This is a genomic window from Leifsonia sp. L25 (genome assembly GCF_050632895.1).
Genome location: NZ_JBODRZ010000004.1, coordinates 296,968 through 318,411, shown reverse-complemented (window position 1 = coordinate 318,411; position 21,444 = coordinate 296,968). Strand labels below are relative to the sequence as shown.

The following is a 21,444-nucleotide window of genomic DNA, read 5'->3' as shown; positions in this document are numbered from 1 at the left end:
AGGCCGCCGGTCGCCTACAATCCCTGCATGCCCCGCCCGATCGTGCCGCGCCCATGAGCACGCCGTCCGAAGCCCTCCGGCTCAACGGCCTCGACGCCCTCTTCCACGGGCATCCCGATGGGGTGTGCGTCGTCGACGTCACGGGCACGTTCGTCGAGATCAACGCGGCACTGGTGGAGCTGCTCGGCTACCCGGCCGAGCAGCTCGCGGGCATGCGCTTCGACAGTCTCCTGCATCCGGACTCCGTCGAGGCGACCATGGCGCGGTTCCGGGAGGCCGTCGCCGGCGCGAACCGGCGGTACGTGACCCGCGTCGTCACGCCCGAGGGCGCGGTGCGCCCGCTCGACGTCACGATCATCCCGCTGCGGGGCGACGACGGCGCGGTCGCGGCGGTGCTCGCGATCGCGCGCGACATCGGCGACGTGGAGCGCGCCGCCGCGGCGGCCGCGGGCAACGAGGCGCTCCTGCGGATGGCCGCGCGCATCGCGGGCTTCGCGGGGTGGTTCGTCGACGTGGAGACGAACCGCATCGAGTGGAGCGAGGGCCTGTTCCGCCTCGTCGGTCTGCAGCCCGGCCGCGTGCCCGTCGACGAGGAGGCGCTCGCCCTCTTCCAGCCGGAGGATCGCCGGGCGGTGTGGGACGCCTTCGAGCGCACCATCCAGCACGGCGACCCGCTCGACCTGCACGCGACCGTCATCGACGCTTCCGGCAAGCCGATGCACGCCCACCTGGCCGGTGAGGCGCAACGCGACGAGAGCGGCCGGATCGTGCGCGTGCACGGCGCCTTCCACGACGTCAGCGCGCTTGTCCGCCACCGCGAGGAGCAGCGCGCCATGGCCCGAGCTGCTGCGCAGCTCGCTCGACCAGGTGCACGACGCGATCGGGTTCGTGGACCGCGAGTGGCGCTTCACCTTCGCGAACTCGTGGGCGCTGCAGCTCGCCGGGATCGACGAGGGCCGGCTGCGCGATCACACGCTGTGGGAGATGTTCCCGACCACGATGGGCGGGCCGTTCGAGCGGATCTACCGGGAGGCGATGGACCGCGGCCTCGCGGGGACGGCGCGCGCGTTCGTGCCCGACTGGGGGTGCTGGTTCGAGGTGGACGCGCATCCCACCGAGGAGGGCATCGCGATCATCGTGCGCGACGTGACCGAGGATCAGCGGTCGCGCGAGAAGCTGGAAGAGTACACCCGGCGCGTCGAGGCACAGGCGGCGCTGCTGGACGCGGCCCGTGACGCGATCATCGTGCGCGACCTGCGCGGCACCGTCCGCTACTGGAACGGAGGCGCCGAGACCATCTACGGCATCCCCGCGGCGCAGGCGGTGGGTCGCTCGATCCGCGACCTGCTGTACGAGGACCCGGTCGAGTTCGACGCCGCCGACGCGAACCTGCTGCGCGACGGCTACTGGGTGGGCGAGCTGCGCCAGCGGCGGGCGGACGGGTCGCCCATCGTCGCCGACTGCCGGTGGCAGCTGTCTCGCGGTGAGGACGGGCAGGTGACCGTGTTCGCGGTCAACTCCGACATCACGGAGTACCGCCGCGAGCAGGAGCAGCGCATCCGTACCCAGCGGATGGAGAGCCTCGGCACCCTCGCCGGCGGCATCGCCCACGACCTCAACAACGTGCTGACGCCCATCCTCATGTCGGTGCAGCTGCTGCGGCAGGACGAGCAGGATCCCCGCCGCCGCGACATGCTCGACGCGCTCGACGCCGCCGCCCAGCGCGGGGCGGCCATGATCCGGCAGGTCCTGTCGTTCGCGCGCGGGTCGGAGGGCCGGAGGGCGCCGGTGGATGTGGTGGCCCTGCTCTGGGAGCTGGGCCGGTTCTGCCGCGAGACGCTGCCGAAGTCGATCGAGGTGCGCGTGGAGTCGCCGGATCGGCTGCCCGCGATCTCCGGCGATGAGACGGAGCTGTTCCAGGTGCTGGTCAACCTCGTCACGAACGCCCGCGACGCGATGCCCGACGGGGGTGTCCTGACGATCCGGGCGTCCGAGAGCGATCACGGGGTGCGGCTCGAGGTGCGCGACTCCGGCTGCGGGATGGATGCGAGGACCGCCTCGCGCATCCTGGAGCCGTTCTTCACCACCAAGGCGACCGGCACCGGCCTCGGGCTGCCGACGTCGGCCGCGATCGTGAAGGCGCACGGCGGTGAGCTGGAGGTCGACTCGGCGCCCGGCGCGGGCACGGCGATCGGGTTCGAGCTGCCCGGGCTGGCCGTCGCGCCGCCCTGGCCGCGGGCGGCGGACGTCCCCGTCGCGGGTCCGGGCCGCGGTCGCCGCGTGCTCGTGGTCGACGACGAGGAGGCGATCTGCGAGCTGGTACGGCAGACGCTCGACCAGCGCGGGTTCGTCACCGAGGTGGCGCAGGGCGTCGAGGCGCTCGAGCTGCTCATGCAGGGCCGGCGATTCGACGCGGTGCTCACCGACGTGATGATGCCCGGCGTGCAGGGCGACGCGATCGCGCGCCGGCTCGCCGCCGAGCAGCCGCACACGGCGGTCGTGCTCGATGAGCGGGATGCTGCCCGGTCCGGGCACGAGGCACGCCGTGGAACGCGACGGCGCGCAGTTCCTGGCGAAACCGTTCACCCCGGCGGAGCTGCTGGCGGCGCTGGACGCGGCGCTCGCCGGCCGGGCGCTCGGCGCTCCGGAGGGGCTGACGTGACCGACGCCGACGCGGTCCTCCGCAGCGCGCTCGTCCCTGTGCTCCGCGATGCCGTCGCCGTGCTGAGCGGCGCTCCGTCGCCGGAGGAGCGGGCAGACCTGGCGACCCGGCTGGCCGCAGCGGCGGAGGAGTCGCAACGGGCGCTGGGCGAGGACGCGCGCGAGCCGCGCATCCATCACATCGTGGGGGCCGCCGCTTCCGCCTCGATGGCGCTGTCGCTGGGCGACGGCGTGGTGCCGACGGCCGATATCGTCGAGCGGCTGCGCGAGGGGCTGCGGCTGGGGGCGGCGGGATCCCGGCCACCCGAAGACCAGGATCCCGCCGACTAGGTGTCGCGGCGGCGCAACCGTGGACCGGGGGAACGGGGTGGCGCCGCGCGCGCGACGGTTCGATCTTCCAAGCCGCCGTCATCCGTCGGCAACGGCGCTGCCTCGGGCATGTGCGCTTCGCGAACAAAACGTGTAATGACGAACGGGCGGCCCTCATGCGAGACTGCCAGACATGAAGGAATCTCACGGAGCGGAACGGACAGAGCCGGCATCCGTTCACGGGCCGGGGCGTGCGCCGGCCGGGATGCCCCTCACGATCCGACTCGGTGAGCGCGAATTCGCCGCCCTGGTCAGGATCGCGCGCTCGCGCGACACCACCGCGGCAACGCTCGTGGAGCAGCTGGTGCTCCACGCCCTCAGCAAGACGGAGGTGCCGCCGCCCGCCGACTCGCACCCGGCCCGGCGCCACACCACCTACGAGGAAGCGACCGCGGGCTATCGCCGCGACGAGCCGCAGCCGTCGGTGCCCGCGGGGTAGTCGCGCCGGGGTAGTTGCGCACTCGCTACTGTCACCTTTCTCACAGGGCGCGTACAGTCCTGGGCGTGATCCCTCGACCACCCGTTCAACGCGCCGCGGCGTTGTTGCTCGGCGGAGCGCTCGCGGCCGGACTCGCGGGATGCTCGGCCGACAGCAACGCTCGCAGCAGCCTGTCCCAATCGGCGGGCTCCGCCTCCGCCACCGCCCGGTCCGCCGGCCTCGTCCTCGGGCTCAACGAGAACGACCGGCTGCTGCCGACGGTGATGGACACCGGGCTGACCGACTCCGCCACCAACCTCGCCCAGGAGGCGTCGACGGTCGCCACGATGACGGCCATCGGAGGGATCGGCGCTCAGCGGGACAGCGTCCTCGCGGACATCCGCGCGGCTCAGGATGCGGTGGCATCCGCTCAGAAGGCCTCGGCCGCCGGCCACGACTCCGGGAAGGCGCTCGAGAGGCAGCGGCAGGAGCTCGACCGCCTCGCGAAGAAGCTGGACGCGACGTCGAAGCGGCTGGAGGGCCAGTGAAAGCGATCTTCGCGGTCGCCCTGGGCGTCCTGACGGCGATCGGCGGCTTCGTCGACATCGGGGACCTCGTCACCAGCAGCGTCGTCGGCTCCCGCTTCGGCCTGACCTTGACCTGGGTTCTCGTGCTCGGAACGATCGGCATCTGCATCTTCGCCCAGATGTCCGGCCGCGTGGCGGCGGTGAGCGGCCGCGCGACGTTCGAGATCATCCGGGAGCGCCTGGGGGCGCGGATGGCCGTGGCGAACCTGTCGGCGTCGTTCCTCATCAACCTCCTGACGCTGGCAGCAGAGATCGGCGGCATCGCCCTCGCGCTGCAGCTCGCCTCCAGCATCGAGCCCACCCTGTGGTTCCCGGTGGCGGCCATCGCGGTCTGGATCGTGATCTGGCGGGTGAAGTTCAGCATCCTCGAGAACGTCACGGGCCTGCTCGGGCTCGCTCTCGTCGTCTTCGCGGTCGCGCTGTTCGCGCTCCACCCCGACTGGTCGGCGCTCGGGTCGCAGGCACTGCTGCAGCCGTCCCCGCACACGAGCGAGTCGCCGGCGACGTATTGGTACTACGCCGTGGCGCTGTTCGGCGCGGCGATGACGCCCTACGAGGTCTTCTTCTTCTCCTCCGGGGCCATCGAGGAGAAGTGGAAGCCGAAGGACCTGGCCCAGTCCCGCATCAACGTGCTCGTGGGCTTCCCTCTCGGCGCTCTGCTCTCGCTCTCGATCGCGGCGTGCGCGGCGGTGGTGCTGCTTCCGAAGGGCATCGCGGTGACGTCGCTGTTCGAGACGGCTCTGCCGGTCGCGCAAGCGTTCGGCAAGATCGGCCTGATCGTAGCCATCCTCGGCTTCGTCGCCGCGACCTTCGGCGCCTCGCTCGAGGTCACGCTGTCGAGCGGGTACACCCTTGCCCAGTTCTTCGGCTGGCCGTGGGGCAAGTTCCGGCGTCCGGCCTCGGCGTCGAGGTTCCACGTCGTGATGATCCTCTCGCTGGTGGTCGCGCTCGGGATCCTGTTCACGGGGGTGGACCCGGTTCAAGTGACGGAGTTCTCGGTCGTGTTCTCGGCGATCGCGCTCCCGCTCACCTACCTGCCCATCCTGATCGTGGCGAACGACCCGAAGTACATGGGAGACCGCGTCAACGGAAAGGTCACGAACTTCTTCGGCCTGATCTTCCTCGGCATCATCCTGGTGGCGTCGATCGCCGCCATCCCCTCATGATCGTGACGGGAGCAGGAGCATGACGGACCACCGCGACCTCCCCGCGCCGCCGCCCGTGGCCGGACGCGTCCTCGACGCCGACCTCGATCTGCTGGACCGGCAGATCCTCGACCCGAAGGGCGTCCCGGTCAGCACGGTCGACGACGTGGAGCTGACCACGCCGGCCGACCCGGCGCACCTCGATCCGGACACGCCTCCGATCGTCGAGGCGCTCCTCACCGGGCCGATCCTGGCGACCCGCATCTTCGGCGGGCGCCTGCCCGATTCGCGCTTCATCCGGATCCCCTGGAAGGTCGTCGCCGACCCGGGGATCGTGGTGACCCTGGGTGTCGCGGCGGACTCGCTCGACGCCAGCTGGACCGAGCGGTGGATGCGCGATCACGTCATCGGCCGTATCCCGGGAGGACGCCATGATCCTGAGTGACCTTCTCGGCAGCCCGGTGCTCGCGGCGGACGGCGAGCGTCTCGGCCAGGTGGTGGATGCGCGGCTCGTCCTCGACGGACCGCCCGACGGCCTGCTCGCCGCCGCCCGCCTGTACGGCCTGGTGGTCAGCCCGCACGCGCACCAGTCGTTCGCGGGGTACGAGCGGACGGGGGTGGACGCACCGGCGCTGATCGCGCGCTTCCTGCGCTGGCGCGCCCGCGGATCGTTCCTCGTGCTGTGGAAGGACCTCGATTCGTTCGGCGACGACGGCGTGCTCCGCCTGCGCCGCGGGGCGACCCTGTACTCGCCACGGCTGTCCGAGACCGGGGCCTGAGGAGATGTCAAGGGCTGCCGACGCATCCCCGGCGCTGGTTCCGTGCTGAGTGACCGAAGGGAGTCGCCATGTCCACCGCTGCTGATCCGTCCGACCACCGGTTCGCCGACCGGGACGACCGCCGCTACGCCGGCACCGCCGTCCAGAAGGCGTCGCTGATCGCCGGCATCGTGTTCCTGGTGGTCGGCCTGGCCGGGTTCATCCCGGGGCTGACCACGAACTACGGGGACCTGTCATTCGCGGGACACGATTCGGGCGCGCTGCTGCTCGGGGTGTTCCAGGTCTCCGTCCTCCACAACCTGGTGCACCTCCTCTACGGGGTGGCGGGAGTCGCGTTCGCGGCCACCCGGCTGGGGTCGCGCAACTTCCTCGTCATCGGCGGGCTGGTGTACGCCGTCATCTGGCTGTACGGCCTGTTCTTCAGCGGCGACCATCCGGCGAACTTCGTGCCGGTGAACTCCGCCGACAACTGGCTGCACCTGTTCCTCGCGGTGGCCATGATCGCGCTCGGCATCTTCCTCAGCCCGCGGGGCGCGGGGGTAGACCGGCCGGCCACCCGGGTCTGAGCATGGCCAGGGAGACGGCACGCTGAGGTTCGTGCGCGACGGGTACCTGTTCGGGACGCGGGGCTTCCGCGCCTCCGGAGCCGACCACTTCCGCACCCGGCTGCTGGGCCGGCGCGTGCTGGTGCTGCGCGGGGCGGAGGCGGCCCGGTTCTTCTACGAGGGCGGACGCTTCGAGCGCGCGGGCGCCATGCCGCGCTCCGTGCTGAAGCTGCTGCAGGACGAGGGCAGCGTCCAGTCGCTCGAGGGCGAGGCGCACCGGCGGCGCAAGGAGCTCTTCCTGGGGCTGCTGACCGGCCCGTCCGGGGACGCCCTGGTCGAGCGGTTCCGCGGGGAGTTCCGGCGCCGAGTGGATGCGGTGGCCGGCGGCGACGTCGTCCTGCTCGACTTCTTCCACGACGTGCTGACCCGGGCGGTCTCGAGCTGGGCGGGCCTCCCGGACGACGTCGCCGCGGAGCTGCGCGAGACGCAGGTGCTGGCCCAGATGGTGGACTCGGCGGGAACCGTCGGGCCGGAGAACTGGGCGGTCCGGCGCAGGCGGGCACGGGCGGAACAGCTGCTCGCCGACGCCGTGCGCCGCGAGCGCGAGATGCACGCCGCGCCCGGAGGGTCTCCGCTCACCGTCGTGGCCGGATACACCGAGCCGATCCCGGGCGTCGAGCCGGAACCGGGCGCGGCTCCGCGGGAGCACCTCCTCTCGCCGGATGTCGCCGCGGTCGAGCTTCTGAACCTCTTGCGCCCGACCGTCGCCGTCGGCCGCTACCTCACCTTCGCGGCGCTCGCGCTGCACCGGCACCCGGGCTGGCGCGACGATCTCGCCGGCGGGGACGAGATCGGTGTGCGCTGGTTCGCCCAGGAGGTGCGGCGCTTCTACCCGTTCTTCCCGCTCATCGGCGGTCGGGCCACGCGTGACCTGGAGTGGCGGGACGAGAAGGTGCGCCGCGGCGACTGGGTGCTGCTCGACCTGTACGGCACGTCGCACGATCCGGCGCTCTGGGATCAGCCGAACCGGTTCCTGCCGCAGCGCTTCGACGGGCTCGTGGTCGAGCAGAACACCCTCATCCCGCAGGGAGGCGGCGGTTACCACGACGGCCACCGCTGCCCGGGAAGCCGGTCACCCTCGGCCTGCTTGACGAGGGCATCCGGATGCTGACGCGCGAACTGGCGTACGACGTGCCGGAGCAGGACCTCCGGGTGAGCCTGCGCACCTTCCCGGCGCGGCCCGAGAGCGGCTTCGTGGTGACCGGGCTGCGTGCCGTCCAGCGAGCCGCCGCATGACGGTGGACGCCGAGTACGTCCTGCCGCTGCGCTGGGCGGACGACGCGGGCCTGGCCGAGCTGGTCGAGTACCTGACCGGGCTGCGCGAGCTCGTCGACGTGACGGTGGTGGACGGCTCCCCGCCCGACCTGTTCTCCGCCCACGCCCGGGCGTTGCCTGCGGGCGTCCGCCACCTGCCGGTGGAGCCGCGGCCCGGCCGCAACGGCAAGGTCGCGGGCGTGATGAGCGGCATCCACGCCGCACGCCACGAGCGCGTGGTGATCGCGGACGATGACGTGCGCTACGACGAGGGCGCGCTCCGGGCGGTGGTCGGGATGCTCGACTCGGCCGACCTGGTCCGCCCGCAGAACGTCTTCGTCCCCGCCCCTGGCACGCACGCTGGGACACCGGGCGCAGCCTCCTGAACCGCGCCCTGGGCCACGACTACCCCGGCACGCTGGCGGTCCGCCGCCGGGTGCTCGTCGACGCGAGGCGGGTACGACGGCGACGTGCTGTTCGAGAACCTGGAGCTCATCCGCACCGTGCTGGCCGTCGGTGGCCGGGTCGTGGCGGCCGACCGCATCGGCGTCGCCCCGGCGCCCTCCACCCTCGGCCATTTCCTGCGCCAGCGGGTGCGTCAGGCCTACGACGACTTCGCCCAGCCCGCGCGGCTGCTCGCCGAGCTGGCGGTGCTGCCGCTCGTGCTGGCGTCGCTGCGGCGCCGGGTCGCATCCTCGCGGGAGCGGCCGCGGTCGTGGCGCGCTCGCCGAGGTGGGCCGGCGCCGCGCGGGAGGCCACCGCCTCTTCCCCGCGACGGCGCCGCTGTGGGCGCCCGCCTGGCTCGCCGAGCGGTCCGTGTGCGTCTGGCTCGCGGTCGTGGAACGGATGCGCGGGGGCGTCCGCTACTCGGACGGCCGGCTGCTCCGCGCCGCCACCCCGCTGCGCGAACTGCGCCGCCGACTGCGCCCCGTAGAACAGGACCAGGCACGCAACGGCGGCCCTGGCAACCACTTGACCGACCGCCGAACCGCAGGTTCGCTCGGGATATGACACCACGCATCACCCCGCGGGGGCCGGTGAGCGAGGCGCTGCTGGAGGCGCTGCAGGCCGAACCGGCCGCGGCCTCCGAGCAGATCCGACGATTCTCCGGCAACGCCGCCCGCGCACTCGACGCGCAGCCCGACCTCCTCACCGACGAGGACCTCCAGCTGACGCTGTTCCTGCTGTACGGGCTCCACTACGGCGACACAGTCGACGCCGACGACGAATGGGAGTGGAACCCCGAGCTCCTGCGTACCCGCCGCGACATCGAGCGCGCGTTCGAGAGCCGACTGCGCGAGCGCGTCGAGGTGGGAGAGCTGCCCGAGCCCACCGCGGACGCCGTCGCCGCCTACCTGTTCGACCTCACCGCCGAGGACGGCGGCCCGAGCCTCTCGCGGTACCTCGCCAAGAAGGCGACCGAGGAGCAGGCGGCCGAGTTCGTCATCCACCGCTCCATCTACACGCGCAAGGAGGCGGACCCGCACTCGTGGGCCATCCCGCGCCTCACCGGCCGCCCGAAGGCGGCACTGGTCGAGGTGCAGTCCGACGAGTACGGCGCGGGCCGGCCCGAGCGCATCCACGCCGAGATCTTCGGGCGCACGATGCGCAACCTGGGGCTCGACGACAGTTACGGCGCCTACATCGACAACGTGCCGGCGATCACGCTCGCGTCGTTCACGATGATGTCCATGTTCGGCCTCAACCGCAGCCTGCGCGGGGCCATCACCGGGCACCTGGCGGCATTCGAGATGACCTCGTCCATCCCGAACCGGTTCTACGGCAACGGCTTCCGCCGCCTCGGCCACGGCGACGACGTCACCTGGTACTACGACGAGCACGTCGAGGCGGATGCGGTGCACGAGCAGATCGCCGGCCGCGACCTCGCGGGCGGGCTCGCGGAGCAGCATCCCGAACTCCTGCCCGACATCGTGTTCGGCGCGGCCGCCTGCCTCTACGTCGACGGTCTCGCCGGACAGCACATGCTCGAGAGCTTCGAGGCCGGACGCAGTTCGCTGCGCCGGCCGGTGGCGGTGGCCGCATGAGCGCGCACGAGGAGGAGCCGGTCATCGTCGCCTGCCCCGACGGTCCGCTGCTGGTGCGCGGGCACATCCAGTTGACGACCCCGGACGGGACGCCGATCGAGCAGCACCGCCGCACTGTTGCGCTCTGCCGCTGCGGCATCTCGACCATCAAGCCGTTCTGCGACGGCAGCCACAAGTCGGCGCATTTCCGCACCGACGTCTAGAGAAGAGGAGCGCCATGTCAGACCCCCGGAACACCGAAGGCGACCGCCACGACGAGAACACCGAGGCGGAGCAGCAGATCGTCGACAAGCCGTCGCAAGCCGAAGGCGACGAGGGCGACAGCGACAACGGCTGAGGGTCGCGGATGACGGACGAAGCCACGGACCTCGGCGAGCGCATCGCCGACCTCGCCTCCTCCGCCGGCGTGACCGTCGCGGTGGCCGAGTCGCTCACGAGCGGCGCCATCGCGTCGGCGCTCGGCGCCTCGCCCCAGGCGGCCGACTGGTTCGCCGGCGGGGTGGTCGCGTACTCCGAGCACGTCAAGTTCGAGGTGCTCGGGGTGACGCCCGGCCCGGTGATCACCCCCTCCTGCGCCGAGCAGATGGCGTCCGGGGTGGGGCGGCTGCTGGGCGCGGGGATGGTCGCCGCGGTGACCGGAGCCGGCGGCCCCGACCCCGAGGAGGGGCGTGAAGCGGGCACGGTGTTCCTCGCGCACGGCCGCCCCGACGCCCTGATGATCGAGGAGCTGCACCTCGACGGCGACCCCGAGGAGGTCGTCCACGCGACGGTGGATGCGGCGCTCGCGGCGCTCGCGCGCGACCTGGAGGAGGCGCGGAGATGACCGAGGGCGCCGACGCCGCCCCGGGCGACGGCCGCGACGAGACCGCGACGCAGCGCGCCGACCGCAACTGGAACGAGCTGCTGCAGGAGTTCCGCGTCTTCCAGACCGGGACGCAGATCCTGGCGGCCTTCCTGTTGACGCTGCCGTTCCAGCAGCGCTTCACGAAGCTGCCGCCGTTCGACGTCGGCATCTACCTGGTGCTGGTCTTCCTCGCCGTCTCGGTGACGCTCCTGGCGCTTGCGCCGGTCGCCCTGCACCGCCTCCTGTTCCGGCAGCGGGCGAAGGCCGAGCTGGTGGGCCTCGCCAACGTGCTGCTGATCATCTGCCTGGCGGCCGCATCCCTGCTCTTCACCGGCATCGTGCTCTTCATCGTCGACTTCCTGCTCGGCCACCCCGCGGGCCTGATCGCGGCCGGGATCGTCTTCGTCGTGGTGCTCGTCATCTGGGTGGCGCTGCCCCTCGCACTGCGCGGCCGCCTCCGCCGCCAGGGCGCCCGCCACTGAGCGCCGGCGCCCGTTCGCTTCGCGCACACCCGCCCGCCACACCTCTCCTTGCGCTGACGCAAGGGGTTGAGCGGAGCGTTCGGGCGGCGCATCCTCGCACTATGGATCAGCGTACGGTGCCGTCCGCGGGGATCCCTCGCGCATCGAGGACGTCTGGGGTGCGCGCACCCCTTACCCACGCGGCGGGCAGTGGCCCGAGCGCGTCGACCAGGCCCTGGAGGCCGGACTGACCGAGGCCGACGTGGACACGTGGGTGCGCAGCGCCTGCGTGCTGTGCAGCAACGGCTGCGGCTGCGACATCGCCGTCAAAGACGGTCGCATGGTGGGTATCCGAGGCCGCGCCGACAGACCACATCAACCACGGGCGGCTCGGCCCGAAGGGCTCTACGCCAGCTGGGAGGGGATGCGCGGGCGCGACCGGCTGACGCATCCACTCGTCCGCCGCGACGGCGAGCTGGTGCAGGCGACGTGGGACGAGGCGATGGAGGCGATCGTCCAGCGCAGCACGCAGCTGCTGGAGGAGGTCGGCCCGCTCAGCCACGGCTTCTACACGTCCGGTCAGCTCTTCATCGAGGAGTACTACGCGCTCGCCGTACTGGGGAAGGCCGGAGTCGGCACCCCGCACATGGACGGGAACACCCGCCTCTGCACCGCGACCGCCGCCACCGCGCTCAAGGAGACGTTCGGCGCCGACGGGCAGCCCGGCTGCTACGAGGACATCGACGAGTGCGACGCCATGTTCCTGTGGGGCCACAACCTCGCCGCGACGCAGACCGTCACCTGGTCACGCGTGCTCGACCGCCTCGCCGGGCCGAATCCGCCCCGACTGGTCGTCATCGACCCGCGACGCACCCCCACCGCCGAGAAGGCCGAGGTGCACCTGGCGGTCCGGCCCGGCACGAACCTGGCGCTGCTGCTCTGCCTCGAGCGCGAGCTGATCGAGAACGGCTGGATCGACGAGGAGTTCGTGAATGCTCACACGCTCGGCCTCGACGAGCTGAAGGGCCAGGTCGAGCAGTGGACGCCCGAGCACGCCGCCGAGGTCTGCGGCGTCGACGCGGAGGACATCCGCCGCGCCGCCCGCATCTTCGCCGAGTCGCCCCGCGTGCTCTCGACCGTGCTGCAGGGGTTCTATCAGGCGCCGCAGGCAGACCGCGTCCTCGTGCCAGGTCAACAACCTCCACCTGCTGCGGGGGATGATCGGCAAGCCGGGCGGCGGCATCCTGCAGATGAACGGGCAGCCGACCGCGCAGAACAACCGTGAGTGCGGCGCCGACGGCGACCTCCCCGGCTTCCGCAACTGGGAGAACCCGGAGCACGTGCAGCAGCTCGCCGACCTGTGGGGGGTCGACTCGCTCAAGATCCCGCACTGGGCGCCGCCGACCCACGCGATGCAGCTGTTCCGCTACGCCGAGCAGGGCTCGATCTCGTTCCTCTGGATCTCGGCGACGAACCCGGCGGTCTCGCTGCCGCAGCTGCCGCGCATCCGGGAGCTGCTGGCGAAGGAGGACCTGTTCCTGGTGGTTCAGGACCTCTACCTGACCGAGACCGCTGAGCTCGCCGACGTCGTGCTGCCGGCGGCGGGCTGGGGCGAGAAGACGGGGACGTTCACGAACGCGACCCGCACCGTCCACCTCTCCGAGAAGGCGGTGGAGCCGCCCGGGAGGCTCGCGCCGACCTCGACATCTTCCTCGACTACGTGAAACGGATGGACTTCCGCCGCGACGACGGACGCCCGCTGCTCGAGTGGGAGGGGCCGGAGGACGCGTACCGCGCCTGGCAGGACGCGTCGCGGGGCCGTCCGTGCGACTACACCGGGATCTCGTACGACGACCTGCGCCGCGAGTCCGGCATCCGCTGGCCGCGCAGGGAGGGGGAGACCGAGAGCCCGCTTCGGCTCTACAGCGACTTCGAGTTCCCGTCGCACGCGGACTACTGCGAGAGCTACGGTCACGACCTGCTCACCGGCGGCAGCGTCGGCGAGGAGTCGTACAAGGCCCTGCGGCCGGACGGGCGCGCGATGCTCAAGTCGGCGCCGTTCACCGGCCCGCACGAGCCGCCGGACGAGCACTACCCGCTGCGGTTCACCACGGGGCGCAGCGTGTACCACTTCCACACCCGCACGAAGACGGGACGCAGCCCCGAGCTGGTCACGGCCGCGCCCGAGGTGTGGGTCGAGCTAGCGGCGGAGGACGCGGCGGAGCGCGGCATCGAGGAGGGCGCACTCGTCGAGGTGGTCTCGCGCCGCGGTCGGCTGGTCGCGCCGGTGCGGGTGAGCGCCATCCGGCCCGGGACCGTCTTCGCCCCGTTCCATTACGGGTACTGGGATGCGCCTCCCGGCGCCGCGGAGCACCGTCCCACCGCCGCGAACGAGCTGACCATCACCGAGTGGGACCCGGTCTCGAAGCAGCCCGTGTTCAAGTCGGCCGCCGTCAAGGTCAGCCCGCTGCCGGGAGGTGCGTCGTGAAGCTGCCCGTCTACCTGGCGCTGCTGAGCGAGTCGGAGGCGACCCTCGGGCGCTCCTTCCTGCAGGTCGCCGAGGCGCACGGCGACGAGCCCGACGTGCACTTCCTCTGCATCAGCCTGGCGAAGCAGTGCGCCGAGCACCGGCAGCGGCTGCAGCCGGTGATCGACCGCTACGGCACCGCACCGGGCGGCGACGAGCCGGAGCGCCTGCACGCCGACGCGATCGAGGAGCCGCGCTCGGGACCGCTCGGGCTGCTCCGCGACCTGCAGGACCTCTACCTGCTCGCGAGCCTCACGGACGTGACGTGGACGATGGTGAAGCAGGCGGGCCAGGCGCTGCAGGACTCGGAGCTGCTCGAGGTCGTCGGCGGCTGCGAGAGGAGACCTCCGTGCAGCTCAGCTGGCTGATGACGCGGATGAAGCAGGCCGCGCCGCAAGCCCTGATCGCCGCGAAGTGAGCGCCGGGGGCGGTCCGGTGAGCCGGGTGGATGCGGTGGTCGTGGTCGCGGGCGGCCGGTCGACCCGGTTCGGGTCGGACAAGCTGCAGCACCGCCTCGGCGGCCGTACCCTGCTCGAACGCACGCTGGATGCGGCGGTCGGCTGCGGGCCGGTGGTGCTGGTGACGGCGGGAGAGGTACCCGCAGGGGTGGATGTCGCCGTGTCGGAGAACCCGCGGTGGGGCGGCCCGTGCGCGGCGATCGCGTCGGCGATGGATTCGCTCAGCGGATCCGGCGACGCGCTCATCCTGCCCGCCGACCTCGCGGACCCCGAAGCGGCTCTCGCGGCGCTGCTCTCCGTCGACGAGGGCGTGCTGACCGACCAGGACGGCATCCCGCAGTGGCTGCTGGCGCGCGGCCCGATCCCGGCGTTGCAGGCGCGGGCGGCAGAGCTCCGCGGCGCCGGGGCTCTTGCCGGGCGGCCCGCGCGTGACATGCTCGGGATGCTGCACAGCCGTCACCCCGCGCCGGTCTCCGCCTGCGCCGACATCGACACTCCGGCCGACGCGGACGCCGCCGGCCGCATCCACTCGAAGGAGCCTGCGCATGGAACCGTCTGAACTCGACGACTGGGCCGCCGAGGCGGCGGCCGTTGGTGGGCACGCGGCTGGAGCCCGGCGACGTCGCCGCGGTGCTCGACCTGGCACGCGACGCCGCCCACGGCATCGCGCGTCCCGCCGCCCCGCTCACGACGTTCATCGCGGGCATCGCCGTGGGACGTGGTCAGCCGCTGTCTGAGGCCGTCGCCGCGCTCGTGGCGGCGATCGAGAAGCGCGGCTCATGACGTCGCGCCGGGACGCCCAGCGGATCGCCGAACAGCTCGGCCGCGCCGCCCCGACGCGCGTGCTCACCGTGCCGGTGGGGCGCGCCGCGGGTCTCACGCTGGCGTCGGACGTGCGCTGCGCGCGCGCCTCCCGCGCTTCGACAGCTCGGCCATGGACGGCTGGGCGGTCGCGGGCGACGGCCCGTGGCGTGTCGGCGAGCCGGTGCTGGCCGAGAGCGCACCGCCGACGCTGCCGCTCGCTCCGGGCGAGGCGCGACCCGTCGCGACCGGGGCGCCGGTGCCGCCGGGGACGCTCACGGTCGTGCGGTCGGAGGACGCGATCCCCGAGGTGGATGGCGACGCCGTGCTGATCGACGCGCTGGCGACCCCGGACCCCGGCTGCGACATCCGCCGTGCCGGCGAGGAGGCCGCCCCGGCGACCTGCTCCTGGCGGCCGGGTCCGTGCTGACGCCACCCGCGCTCGGGCTCCTCGCGGCCGCCGGTGTCACCGAGGTGGACGTCTCCGCGCCGCCCCTCGTCACGTTCGTCGCCATCGGCGACGAGCTGGCCGGTGCCGAGCCCGATCCCGGACGGGTCACCGACAGCCTGACGCCCGCGATGCCGTCGCTGCTCGCCGCTCTCGGCGGCCGGTGCGCCACCGCCGTCCGCGCGCTCGACCGCCCGGATGACGTCGCGGCCGCGATCCTCCGTGCCCGGACGGAGACGATCATCACCTCCGGCGGAACAGCCCACGGGCCCGCCGACCCGTTGCGCGCCGCGCTCGCCGTGCTCGGGGCCGACATCCTGATCGACGGCATGGACGTTCGCCCCGGCGGCTCGATGCTGCTCGCCGCGCTGCCCGACGGCCGGCACGTGCTGTCACTGCCCGGCAACCCGCTCGCCGCCGTGGTGACGCTGCTGCTCGTCGGGTGGCCGCTGCTGCGCGGCCGTCTCGGGCGGCCGGCGGCCGAGCCGATCCTGTGTCCGGTCGGACCGGCCGGGACGCGCGCTTCCGACGGGTCCGAGCCGATCCTGTGTCCGGTCGGACCGGCCGGGACGCGCGCTTCCGACGGACGGGAGCGCGCGGTCGCCTGCACCGTCCAGGGCGGGGTCCCGGTCGCAGTGCCGCACCAGCGTTCCGGGATGCTGCGCGGCATCGCGACGGCGACGCACCTCGCCCTGACCCGGGCCGAGCGCACCGAGCTGCTCCGTCTCCCCTGGGCCTCCTGACGTACGATCGGGAGGCCGGCGCGCTCATCGCGTCCCGGCCTCCCGCTGCTCGTCGCTTCCCGGTCGCCTACGGCGTCGGCATGCCGCCCGTCACCGCGAGCGTCTCGCCCAGCACGTAGCTCGACTCCGGCGACGCGAGGAACACGTACGCGGGGGCGAGCTCGGCCGGCTGCCCGGCGCGTCCCAGCGGGGTCTGCTGGCCGAACTCGGGGATCGCCTCCGGCAGCTGACCCTTGCTGACCTGCAGCGGCGTCCAGATCGGGCCCGGTGCCACCGCGTTCACGCGGATTCCCTTCGGCGCCAACTGCTGCGCGAGCGCCTTGGTGAAGGCGTTGATGGCCGCCTTCGTCGTCGCGTACTCCACAAGGGTCTCGCTCGGCGAATACGCCTGGATGGACGTGGTGTTGATGATCGTCGACCCGGCCGGAAGGTGGGGAAGCGCCGCCCGCGTCAGCCAGAACATCGCGTAGATGTTCGTCTTCATCGTGTGGTCGAACTGCTCGTCGTTGACTTCGGTCAGGCTCTCGGTGGCGATCTGCTTGCCCGCGTTGTTGACGAGGATGTCGATGCCGCCGAGCTCCTCGACCGCACGCGAGACGACCTCGTCGCTGAAGGCGCGCTCCTTGAGGTCGCCCGGGATGGTGACCGCGGTGCGGCCGGCCTCGCGGATGAGCCCGGCGATGCGCTGGGCGTCCTCCTCCTCTTCCGGCAGGTAGACGATCGCGACGTCGGCGCCCTCGCGCGCGAAGGCGATCGCGGTTGCGGCGCCGATCCCGGAGTCGCCGCCCGTGACGATGGCCTTGCGGCCGGTCAGGCGGCCGGAGCCGACGTAGCTCTCCTCGCCGAGGTCGGCGGACGGGTTCAGGTCGCTCTCGAGCCCGGGCTCGGGCACCTGCTTCTCGTCCGGGTGGATGGTCGGATAGCGGTCGACGGGATTGTCGAAGGTGAACTGGTTCTCTGGCATGCCCCCACGCAAGCACGCACGCGGGCGCGCGTCCCGAGGCTGGCATCCATGCGGCTTCAGGGGTAGCCGGTTGCGTCGCGCCCCGCCATGTCGTCAGCATTGAGACGGATTGATACCGGTACCAAAAAGTGGATCGGTGGAGGGAGACACATGCTGGGCTTCAACGAAGAGGAATACCTGGAGCAGGTGCGGAGCACCGATCGCGCTCCGGCCGCAGACCGAGGAACTCGCCGAGCGCGTCAGCGCCGGCCGCTGGAAGAACATCTACTTCATCGGCGCGGGCGGCACCTACGCCGCGGCGCTGCCGTACGAGCGCTTCTTCCAGACGCACTCCGCGTTCCCCGTGCGCGCCGTCATCGGCAAGGAGTTCATCCTCGCCCCGGACCCGCAGTTCGGCCCCGACTCGGTCGCGATCTTCGCCTCCGTGTCCGGCACGACCGAGGACATCCTCGAGTGCGTCGAGTTCGCCCGCGAGAAGGGCGCGCTGACCGTCGGCTTCACCGGCTACCCGGAGAGCCCGATCGCATCCGCCGTCGACGAGGTGCTGCTGTCGGCGCCCAAGGCGTGGCCGTTCGACGTGCAGTTCCTCACCTTCGCAGCCAAGTTCCTGTCGCTGCGCGGCGAGTTCGACGGCTACGACCGCCTCATCGCAGACCTCGAGGCGCTGCCCGAGGCCCTCATCGCCGTCACCGAGCAGGCCGACCCCATCGGTAAGGCCTTCGCCGAGAAGCACGCCGAGACCGATTACCACTTCCTGACCGGCTCCGGCCAGCTGTAGGGCTTCACCTACCTCTACTCGATGTGCATCCTCGAGGAGATGCAGTGGCTCACCACGACCCGCGTGCACGCCGCCGAGTTCTTCCACGGCTCGCTCGAGCTGATCGAGAAGGACACCAGCATCATCGTGTTCGCCGGTGAGGACGAGACCCGGCCGCTCACCGACCGCGTCATCTCCTTCTCGAAGGAGTACAGCGACGACGTCACCGTCATCGACACCAAGGACTACGCGCTCCCGGGTGTCAGCGACGAGTTCCGCGGCCTGCTGGCTCCGATCGTGGTGGATGCGGTCGTCGACCGGTTCAGCAAGCACCTCGCCCAGGTGCGCGACCACTCGCTCGACCTGCGCCGCTACTACCGCGTCGTGGCGTACTGAGGCACCGATGAGCACGGTGCGCGTCCTCGATCTCGGGGACAACATCGTCGACCGGTTCGTCGATCGCGGAGTCGAGTATCCGGGAGGGAGCGCCGTGAACGTCGCGGTGTTCGCCCGGCAGCTCGGCGCCGAGGCCGCGTATCTGGAGGTCTTCGGCGACGATGAGCAGGGGCGCTTCGTGCGTGGGGCCATCGAGGACTGCGGGGTCGACACCTCGCGGTCCTCGGTGCGCCCGGGCCCGAGCAGGGTCACGGAGATCGAGACGGTCGACGGCGAGCGGCGCTTCCTGGGCTGGAACCAGGGCGGCGTGACGCTGAGCGACCCGGTGAGGCTGAGCGAGGAGGACGTGCGCTACGCATCCGGCTTCTCGATCATCCACTCGAGTGCGTATTCGGGCATCATCCCGGAGCTGCCGAAGCTGGCGGCGACGAGGACGCTGCGTTCGTACGACTTCTCGTCCGAGCCGGAGTACCGCACGGCGGAGTACCTGGATGCGGTGGGCCCGTGGGTCGACCTCGCGCTCGTCTCGCTGGGCGATCTGTCGCGCACGGACACCTGGGCGGAGTTGCGGCGGATCGCGTCGCACGGGCCGTCGCTGGTGCTGGGGACACTGGGGGAGGGCGGAGCCGTGCTGTTCGACGGCGACGCCTACTATTACTCGGATGCGGCGCCGGTGCCGGGTCCGTTCGTCGACACGATGGGCTGCGGCGACGCCTACGTGAGCGCGTTCGTGGTTGAATTGCTGCGGTCCGGCTGGCGCAGGAATGCGCGGGCCGCGGGCGCAGCGCTGCACCGTTCGATGCGGCGCGCGGCGCAGTTCGCCGCGCGGCGGTGCACGGTCGAGGGCGCGTTCGGTCACGGGCGAGCGGTCGACGGGGCGGTGCGGGTCGGCTCGCTGCCGCCGGTGGCGGCGGGCGACGCCGGCTAAGGGGCAGGCCGCCCCGGATGAGGAAGGGTGGCGATGTCCACGGAGCGTGACCACCGCACTCCCTCGCCGACGATCTCGGAGGTGGCGGCGGCCGCCGGCGTCGGCCGTGCGACCGTCGCCCGCACCCTCGGCGGCTACGGCTCGGTCAGCCCGAAGACGCGGGACCGCATCCTCGCCGTCGCGAAGGAGCTCGGCTACCGGCCGAACACGATCGCCCGGAGCATGACCACAGGCGAGACGCGCACGCTCGGCGTGGTGCTGGCCGACGTGGGCAACCCGTTCTTCGCGGGGGTTCTGCGCGGCATCAGCGACGCGGCGCGCAAGGCCGACTACGACGTCCTGGTGCTGAGCACGGACGAGAACCTGCAGCTCGAGGCGGCGGCGATCGACGTGCTCGTCGACAAGCAGGTGGACGGCATCGCGCTGGCACCGGCGGCCGGCCGCTCCGCGTCGCTGCCGCACCTCGAGATCGTCGCCAAGCGCGAGATCCCGCTGGTGCTGCTCGACCGCCTGGTGGACACGGTGGATGCGGACGCGGTCGTCATCAACAACCGCGAAGCCTCGCGGCAGGCCGTCCTGTCGCTCATCGAGAGGGGCCACCGGCGCATCGGCTTCGTCTGGGGCCCGGTGACGAACGAGCCGGCGGCGGATGCGGACGACCTGCGCCGCATCCTCGACCACGCCCTGTGGTCCGACGGCGAACGCCTGCTCGGGTACCTGGAGGCGCTGGAGCTGGCCGGCATCCCGTTCGACACGTCGCTCGTGACGCACGTGCTGAAGAACGAGTCGCAGGCGACGCGGGCGGTGCTCGGGATGCTGTCGCTCTCCGATCCGCCGACGGCGATCTTCGCGACCGAGACAGATGCGCTGACCGGCTCCCTGCGCGCGATGCGCCAGCGCGGTCTCCGCTGCCCGGACGACGTGTCCCTCATCGGATTCGACGACAGCTCGTGGGCGAGCGTCATGACGCCGCCGATGTCGGTCGTCGCGCAACCGATGCACCAGCTCGGCGAACTGACCGCCGAGTGCCTGCTCGCCCGCGTCGCCGGCAGCGAGGCGCCGGTGGCTACCCACGTCCTCGAGGCCGACTTCATCGAGCGAGACTCCGTGGCCGCCCCACCCGCCCGCGCGTAGCCGGCGCCCGTCGCGCGGCCGCCCGTCGTCGCGCTCTCCCGAGTGGTGACATCTGCACGCCACTCGCCGCCGATTCGCGCATCCACTCACCACTCGATACCGACCGGAGGCCGCGCGCCCGCCGAGTGGTGACATCTGCACGCCACTCGACGCGGATTCGCGCATCCACTCACCGCTCGACGCGGATTCGCGCATGCATTCACCGCTCGACGCGGAGCCGGGTGGCGGAGGGGCCGCTGTCAGGGCCGCGGGCTGCCTTGGGTGAGGCAGCCCGCCGATTGATGACATCTGCACGCCACTCGACGCCGATTCCCGCATCCACTCACCACTCGACGCGCGCGCCCGATTGGTCAGTGTTGATACCGGTACCAAAATCCCGTATAGTCATCGCAATCGGTCGCACTGAGCGGCCCACGATCCAAAGACGGGTCAGCGGACGAACCCGACCGCACGACCCGCACGACGGGGAGATGAGCGTGAAGAAGACCAGGACCATCACGGCAGCGGCAGCGGGCGTCATGGCGCTCGCGCTCACCGCCTGCTCCTCGGGCGGCGGCGCCGAGTGCCGACATCACGGCGAAGCCGGACTACTCCGGCAGCATCAGCATCCTCACCGCGGCGGCGGGCGATCCGCTCGGCTCGTACTTCGAGGATCTGGTGAAGGACTACAAGAAGCTCCACTCCGGCGTGAAGATCACGCTCTCCCAGGAGACGGACGACAACGCGATCAAGGACAAGGAGAAGGTCCTGATCGGGTCGCAGTCGCTCCCCGACATCTACTTCAGCTACGCGGGCAACTGGGGCGAGAACTTCGCCGCGAACGGCCTGGCGGTCGACCTGAGCTCGGTCATCGCGCCCGGCACCACCTGGGGCGACACCTTCGGAGAGGGATCGCTCAACGCCTTCAAGTACGACGGCAAGTACTACGGCATCCCGCAGTACGTCGACGGCAAGTTCATGGGCTACAACAAGAAGGTCTTCGCCGATCTCGGGCTCAGCGTGCCCAAGACGCTCGAGGACCTGATCTCCGACTGCAAGACCATCAAGGCGGCCGGCATCGTCCCGATCGCGTTCGGCAACAAGGACGGCTGGCCCGGCCTGCACTACCTCGGCCAGCTGT

The 21,444-nt window shown here is 71.8% G+C and carries 27 protein-coding genes and 3 pseudogenes; 29 read left to right on the top strand and 1 reads right to left on the bottom strand.

Annotation, left to right across the window (positions count from 1 at the left end; genetic code table 11):
• Positions 1 to 53 precede the first annotated feature (53 nt).
• From ACRAWC_RS22345 to ACRAWC_RS22230, 24 genes and pseudogenes are all read left to right on the top strand, one after another.
• Positions 54 to 764 (top strand): annotated as a pseudogene (locus ACRAWC_RS22345) (PAS domain-containing protein); the annotation flags it as partial.
• A gap of 40 nt (positions 765 to 804) precedes the next feature.
• Complete coding sequence (locus ACRAWC_RS22340; RefSeq protein WP_431349681.1) at positions 805 to 2,991, top strand: PAS domain-containing hybrid sensor histidine kinase/response regulator; 2,187 nt, start codon at positions 805 to 807, stop codon at positions 2,989 to 2,991.
• A 244-nt stretch (positions 2,992 to 3,235) separates the two neighbouring features.
• Positions 3,236 to 3,469 carry a hypothetical protein gene (locus ACRAWC_RS22335; RefSeq protein WP_431246002.1) on the top strand — a complete coding sequence of 78 codons (234 nt, stop codon included), beginning with the start codon at positions 3,236 to 3,238 and terminating at the stop codon, positions 3,467 to 3,469.
• Between the two features lie 65 nt (positions 3,470 to 3,534).
• A complete protein-coding gene (locus tag ACRAWC_RS22330) occupies positions 3,535 to 3,996 on the top strand; it encodes a hypothetical protein (RefSeq protein WP_431246001.1) in 462 nt (153 codons plus the stop codon).
• Positions 3,993 to 5,224, top strand: a pseudogene (locus tag ACRAWC_RS22325) (NRAMP family divalent metal transporter). The gene ACRAWC_RS22330 and the pseudogene ACRAWC_RS22325 overlap by 4 nt, the downstream one beginning before the upstream one ends.
• Positions 5,221 to 5,625 carry a hypothetical protein gene (locus ACRAWC_RS22320; RefSeq protein ID WP_431245999.1) on the top strand — a complete coding sequence of 135 codons (405 nt, stop codon included), beginning with the start codon at positions 5,221 to 5,223 and terminating at the stop codon, positions 5,623 to 5,625. The pseudogene ACRAWC_RS22325 and the gene ACRAWC_RS22320 overlap by 4 nt, the downstream one beginning before the upstream one ends.
• A complete protein-coding gene (locus ACRAWC_RS22315) occupies positions 5,612 to 5,959 on the top strand; it encodes a PRC-barrel domain-containing protein (RefSeq protein ID WP_431245998.1) in 348 nt (115 codons plus the stop codon). The genes ACRAWC_RS22320 and ACRAWC_RS22315 overlap by 14 nt, the downstream gene beginning before the upstream one ends.
• A 68-nt stretch (positions 5,960 to 6,027) precedes the next feature.
• Positions 6,028 to 6,525 (top strand): DUF4383 domain-containing protein, encoded by a 498-nt coding sequence (locus ACRAWC_RS22310; RefSeq protein ID WP_431245997.1) that lies wholly within the window; start codon positions 6,028 to 6,030, stop codon positions 6,523 to 6,525.
• A 31-nt stretch (positions 6,526 to 6,556) separates the two neighbouring features.
• Positions 6,557 to 7,675, top strand: a complete 1,119-nt coding sequence (locus ACRAWC_RS22305; protein WP_431349680.1) for a cytochrome P450 — start codon at positions 6,557 to 6,559, stop codon at positions 7,673 to 7,675.
• Positions 7,669 to 7,800, top strand: a complete 132-nt coding sequence (locus tag ACRAWC_RS22300) for a hypothetical protein (RefSeq protein WP_431349679.1) — start codon at positions 7,669 to 7,671, stop codon at positions 7,798 to 7,800. Before ACRAWC_RS22305 ends, ACRAWC_RS22300 begins: the two co-directional genes overlap by 7 nt.
• Positions 7,797 to 8,204 carry a glycosyltransferase gene (locus ACRAWC_RS22295; RefSeq protein WP_431349678.1) on the top strand — a complete coding sequence of 136 codons (408 nt, stop codon included), beginning with the start codon at positions 7,797 to 7,799 and terminating at the stop codon, positions 8,202 to 8,204. Before ACRAWC_RS22300 ends, ACRAWC_RS22295 begins: the two co-directional genes overlap by 4 nt.
• Before the next feature lie 346 nt (positions 8,205 to 8,550).
• Entirely contained in the window at positions 8,551 to 8,829 is a 279-nt protein-coding gene (locus ACRAWC_RS22290) for a hypothetical protein (protein WP_431349677.1), read from the top strand.
• Entirely contained in the window at positions 8,826 to 9,863 is a 1,038-nt protein-coding gene (locus ACRAWC_RS22285) for an iron-containing redox enzyme family protein (RefSeq protein WP_431245994.1), read from the top strand. Before ACRAWC_RS22290 ends, ACRAWC_RS22285 begins: the two co-directional genes overlap by 4 nt.
• A complete protein-coding gene (locus ACRAWC_RS22280) occupies positions 9,860 to 10,066 on the top strand; it encodes a CDGSH iron-sulfur domain-containing protein (RefSeq protein WP_431245993.1) in 207 nt (68 codons plus the stop codon). Before ACRAWC_RS22285 ends, ACRAWC_RS22280 begins: the two co-directional genes overlap by 4 nt.
• Before the next feature lie 143 nt (positions 10,067 to 10,209).
• Positions 10,210 to 10,686 carry a CinA family protein gene (locus ACRAWC_RS22275; protein WP_431219390.1) on the top strand — a complete coding sequence of 159 codons (477 nt, stop codon included), beginning with the start codon at positions 10,210 to 10,212 and terminating at the stop codon, positions 10,684 to 10,686.
• Positions 10,683 to 11,189, top strand: a complete 507-nt coding sequence (locus ACRAWC_RS22270) for a DUF6328 family protein (protein ID WP_431245992.1) — start codon at positions 10,683 to 10,685, stop codon at positions 11,187 to 11,189. Before ACRAWC_RS22275 ends, ACRAWC_RS22270 begins: the two co-directional genes overlap by 4 nt.
• Before the next feature lie 241 nt (positions 11,190 to 11,430).
• Entirely contained in the window at positions 11,431 to 12,453 is a 1,023-nt protein-coding gene (locus ACRAWC_RS22265; protein WP_431349676.1) for a molybdopterin-dependent oxidoreductase, read from the top strand.
• Positions 12,374 to 12,892 (top strand): molybdopterin-dependent oxidoreductase, encoded by a 519-nt coding sequence (locus ACRAWC_RS22260; protein WP_431349977.1) that lies wholly within the window; start codon positions 12,374 to 12,376, stop codon positions 12,890 to 12,892. Before ACRAWC_RS22265 ends, ACRAWC_RS22260 begins: the two co-directional genes overlap by 80 nt.
• Before the next feature lie 5 nt (positions 12,893 to 12,897).
• Positions 12,898 to 13,656 carry a molybdopterin oxidoreductase family protein gene (locus ACRAWC_RS22255; protein ID WP_431349675.1) on the top strand — a complete coding sequence of 253 codons (759 nt, stop codon included), beginning with the start codon at positions 12,898 to 12,900 and terminating at the stop codon, positions 13,654 to 13,656.
• Positions 13,653 to 14,063 (top strand): hypothetical protein, encoded by a 411-nt coding sequence (locus ACRAWC_RS22250; protein WP_431349674.1) that lies wholly within the window; start codon positions 13,653 to 13,655, stop codon positions 14,061 to 14,063. The genes ACRAWC_RS22255 and ACRAWC_RS22250 overlap by 4 nt, the downstream gene beginning before the upstream one ends.
• Before the next feature lie 46 nt (positions 14,064 to 14,109).
• Complete coding sequence (gene mobA / locus ACRAWC_RS22245; protein ID WP_431245989.1) at positions 14,110 to 14,712, top strand: molybdenum cofactor guanylyltransferase; 603 nt, start codon at positions 14,110 to 14,112, stop codon at positions 14,710 to 14,712.
• A gap of 35 nt (positions 14,713 to 14,747) precedes the next feature.
• Positions 14,748 to 14,936 carry a DUF6457 domain-containing protein gene (locus ACRAWC_RS22240; protein ID WP_431349976.1) on the top strand — a complete coding sequence of 63 codons (189 nt, stop codon included), beginning with the start codon at positions 14,748 to 14,750 and terminating at the stop codon, positions 14,934 to 14,936.
• Positions 14,872 to 15,384, top strand: coding sequence for a hypothetical protein (locus tag ACRAWC_RS22235; RefSeq protein WP_431349673.1), 513 nt, complete (start codon positions 14,872 to 14,874; stop codon positions 15,382 to 15,384). Before ACRAWC_RS22240 ends, ACRAWC_RS22235 begins: the two co-directional genes overlap by 65 nt.
• Positions 15,378 to 16,145, top strand: a complete 768-nt coding sequence (locus ACRAWC_RS22230) for a molybdopterin-binding protein (RefSeq protein ID WP_431349672.1) — start codon at positions 15,378 to 15,380, stop codon at positions 16,143 to 16,145. The genes ACRAWC_RS22235 and ACRAWC_RS22230 overlap by 7 nt, the downstream gene beginning before the upstream one ends.
• 67 nt (positions 16,146 to 16,212) lie before the next feature.
• On the opposite strand, the gene ACRAWC_RS22225 is transcribed toward ACRAWC_RS22230, so the two are convergent.
• Positions 16,213 to 17,109, bottom strand: coding sequence for an SDR family oxidoreductase (locus ACRAWC_RS22225; RefSeq protein WP_431245987.1), 897 nt, complete (start codon positions 17,107 to 17,109; stop codon positions 16,213 to 16,215).
• A 136-nt stretch (positions 17,110 to 17,245) separates the two neighbouring features.
• On the opposite strand from ACRAWC_RS22225, the gene ACRAWC_RS22220 reads away from it, so the two are divergent.
• The 5 genes and pseudogenes from ACRAWC_RS22220 to ACRAWC_RS22200 form a co-directional block, all read left to right on the top strand.
• On the top strand, positions 17,246 to 17,887 hold the full coding sequence (locus tag ACRAWC_RS22220) for an SIS domain-containing protein (RefSeq protein WP_431349671.1): 642 nt from the start codon (positions 17,246 to 17,248) through the stop codon (positions 17,885 to 17,887).
• Between the two features lie 21 nt (positions 17,888 to 17,908).
• Entirely contained in the window at positions 17,909 to 18,262 is a 354-nt protein-coding gene (locus ACRAWC_RS22215) for a hypothetical protein (protein ID WP_431349670.1), read from the top strand.
• A 7-nt stretch (positions 18,263 to 18,269) separates the two neighbouring features.
• Entirely contained in the window at positions 18,270 to 19,190 is a 921-nt protein-coding gene (locus ACRAWC_RS22210) for a PfkB family carbohydrate kinase (protein ID WP_431349669.1), read from the top strand.
• 33 nt (positions 19,191 to 19,223) lie between these two features.
• Positions 19,224 to 20,324 (top strand): LacI family DNA-binding transcriptional regulator, encoded by a 1,101-nt coding sequence (locus tag ACRAWC_RS22205; protein WP_431245984.1) that lies wholly within the window; start codon positions 19,224 to 19,226, stop codon positions 20,322 to 20,324.
• Positions 20,325 to 20,981: 657 nt separating this feature from the next.
• Positions 20,982 to 21,380, top strand: a pseudogene (locus ACRAWC_RS22200) (ABC transporter substrate-binding protein); the annotation flags it as partial.
• Positions 21,381 to 21,444: the final 64 nt, after the last annotated feature.

What these genes read in the sequence shown, in the direction of transcription:
- ACRAWC_RS22320 (WP_431245999.1), top strand. Translation starts at nt 5,221, where the DNA reads ATGACGGACCACCGCGACCTCCCCGCGCCGCCGCCCGTGGCCGGACGC.
- ACRAWC_RS22285 (WP_431245994.1), top strand. Translation starts at nt 8,826, where the DNA reads ATGACACCACGCATCACCCCGCGGGGGCCGGTGAGCGAGGCGCTGCTG.
- ACRAWC_RS22255 (WP_431349675.1), top strand. Translation starts at nt 12,898, where the DNA reads ATGGACTTCCGCCGCGACGACGGACGCCCGCTGCTCGAGTGGGAGGGG.
- ACRAWC_RS22315 (WP_431245998.1), top strand. Translation starts at nt 5,612, where the DNA reads ATGATCCTGAGTGACCTTCTCGGCAGCCCGGTGCTCGCGGCGGACGGC.
- ACRAWC_RS22275 (WP_431219390.1), top strand. Translation starts at nt 10,210, where the DNA reads ATGACGGACGAAGCCACGGACCTCGGCGAGCGCATCGCCGACCTCGCC.
- ACRAWC_RS22300 (WP_431349679.1), top strand. Translation starts at nt 7,669, where the DNA reads ATGCTGACGCGCGAACTGGCGTACGACGTGCCGGAGCAGGACCTCCGG.
- ACRAWC_RS22205 (WP_431245984.1), top strand. Translation starts at nt 19,224, where the DNA reads ATGTCCACGGAGCGTGACCACCGCACTCCCTCGCCGACGATCTCGGAG.
- ACRAWC_RS22225 (WP_431245987.1), bottom strand. Translation starts at nt 17,109, where the DNA reads ATGCCAGAGAACCAGTTCACCTTCGACAATCCCGTCGACCGCTATCCG.
- ACRAWC_RS22280 (WP_431245993.1), top strand. Translation starts at nt 9,860, where the DNA reads ATGAGCGCGCACGAGGAGGAGCCGGTCATCGTCGCCTGCCCCGACGGT.
- ACRAWC_RS22270 (WP_431245992.1), top strand. Translation starts at nt 10,683, where the DNA reads ATGACCGAGGGCGCCGACGCCGCCCCGGGCGACGGCCGCGACGAGACC.
- ACRAWC_RS22295 (WP_431349678.1), top strand. Translation starts at nt 7,797, where the DNA reads ATGACGGTGGACGCCGAGTACGTCCTGCCGCTGCGCTGGGCGGACGAC.
- ACRAWC_RS22335 (WP_431246002.1), top strand. Translation starts at nt 3,236, where the DNA reads ATGCCCCTCACGATCCGACTCGGTGAGCGCGAATTCGCCGCCCTGGTC.
- ACRAWC_RS22210 (WP_431349669.1), top strand. Translation starts at nt 18,270, where the DNA reads ATGAGCACGGTGCGCGTCCTCGATCTCGGGGACAACATCGTCGACCGG.
- ACRAWC_RS22310 (WP_431245997.1), top strand. Translation starts at nt 6,028, where the DNA reads ATGTCCACCGCTGCTGATCCGTCCGACCACCGGTTCGCCGACCGGGAC.
- ACRAWC_RS22215 (WP_431349670.1), top strand. Translation starts at nt 17,909, where the DNA reads ATGTGCATCCTCGAGGAGATGCAGTGGCTCACCACGACCCGCGTGCAC.